Annotated in this window: 2 protein-coding genes; both read left to right on the forward strand. The window is 47.1% G+C overall.

Features of this window, described 5'->3' with window-relative positions; genetic code table 11:
- Positions 1 to 315 (forward strand): hypothetical protein (locus F6K53_RS41075; protein ID WP_293086040.1); only part of this gene is annotated, 315 nt, incomplete at its 5' end.
- A gap of 237 nt (positions 316 to 552) precedes the next feature.
- On the forward strand, positions 553 to 1461 hold the full coding sequence (locus tag F6K53_RS41080; protein WP_293086043.1) for a hypothetical protein: 909 nt from the start codon (positions 553 to 555) through the stop codon (positions 1459 to 1461).
- Positions 1462 to 1595 lie beyond the last annotated feature (134 nt).

Consider the following 1595-nt stretch of genomic DNA (forward strand, 5'->3'; position numbering starts at 1 on the left):
CTGGAAATTGAGGATGACGTTACTATTGGCAACGGAACTGTGTTGTTTGGACCGACAGTGCGTAAGGGGGTGAAGATTGGTGCTAGGGTGCTGGTGTTTGGACCGGTGGAGGTCACGGAAGATATCCCGGACGATGCCATTGTAGTGGCACCAGGGAATGAGTTCTTGATTGCACCATCGGCACCGTCTCGCAGCGCACGGATTACTCTACCCCATTCAAATGCAATGCTATCCCAGTGGGGGCGTGCCCAAGCAGCTGGATGCGACTGCGGGTGTGGCGTTGGTGCTTTGGTTCAGATCAGTACTCTAGGGTGAAGTCTTTGGCTTAATCTACCTTGTTTTTCGACGGCCTAGATCAACGCAGCTTGTTGGTTGCTGAGCAAATTTTTAATTTTTTAGCGCTGGTTTTGCATAACTTTTGAAAAACAAGCTGAATAACTACTAGAGCAACTATAACAACAAGCGCAAATATTGAGGTTTGCCACAGCTATAGCAACAAGCGCAAATATTGAGGTTTGCCACAGGTCTTTTAATTAGGAGAAGAAATCCGTGATGAAAAAGTTTGGAATTCTGTTTTTTTTGAGCCTTTTTGCCTTTTTATCACAGGTTAGCCCAGCTGAAGCACAGAAGAGGAGAAACACTAACGTTACTATCGAGGCAGAGGTGGTAACAGGCTGGAATCGGCTTTTTGGAAAACCAAGATATCGGTGGGACTTCTTGTCTGCTCCCCTGAACTTGGCAGGAGCAACGACAATGGGTATCTACAACCCCAATGGTCAGGAGCCTCTGCCTCTGACTGCTTCGACACGAAAGGATGCCGTTTTGGCATCAATCGTGGATCCTTTCTTGGAAACAATTTTCCCAGTTTTTGACCTTGAAACCACTGACCCTGAAGCTGTCAACGTACCTCTGCGTCAAATCGATACCTGGGTTTCAGGGGATCTGTCTGTACGAACTCCACTGCCATTTCAATTAGATGCTCCAGTGGTTTCTCGCTCTCAGTCCAATCCGGAATCTCCAAATCCGATTACTGTAGCGGATTGGTTTAAGGCTTCTGGACAAATGCAAATTAATTGTGATTCTAGGGGAAACAACAGGGTCAGAGTCCGGCTAAACAATCTGATTCCAAATCGCGTGTACACGGTCTGGGCAATGTGGTATACAGCTGAGGGTAATATATTCCCGCAACCATTTGGTGGAGTACCAAATGCTTACATAACCAATAGTCGAGGAAACGCGGTTTTTAGCAGACAATTGAATTTCTGTCCTCCTGAGGCTGCTAAGAAAGGGATTGATGGAAACAGGCTATTATCAATCATCACTCACCTGCACTCGGATCACATTTTGTATGGTGCTGTTCCTGTGCCACTGGTCGCTGGTCGTCCTCCTGGCACTGTCTTGCACATGCAGCTGGAATGGAATTTTCCAGGAGTTGGGACAAGATTGATTAAAAAACCTTAGACTTTGCAGTATTAGTGCAGCGTTAGTATTATCTTGATGCTGTCGAGAATGGGGACGGGCTATGTGCAATGGCTTGCGGGAGCACCTCCGACACTCCCCTCTCTTTCTCTATTCCCCATGCCCTACCCCCAGGA

It is taken from the genome of Moorena sp. SIO4A1 (assembly GCF_010672065.1).
Classification (GTDB): domain Bacteria; phylum Cyanobacteriota; class Cyanobacteriia; order Cyanobacteriales; family Coleofasciculaceae; genus Moorena.

Excerpts from the sequence above, each read along its gene's own strand:
- F6K53_RS41080 (WP_293086043.1), top strand. The coding sequence starts at position 553 with ATGAAAAAGTTTGGAATTCTGTTTTTTTTGAGCCTTTTTGCCTTTTTA.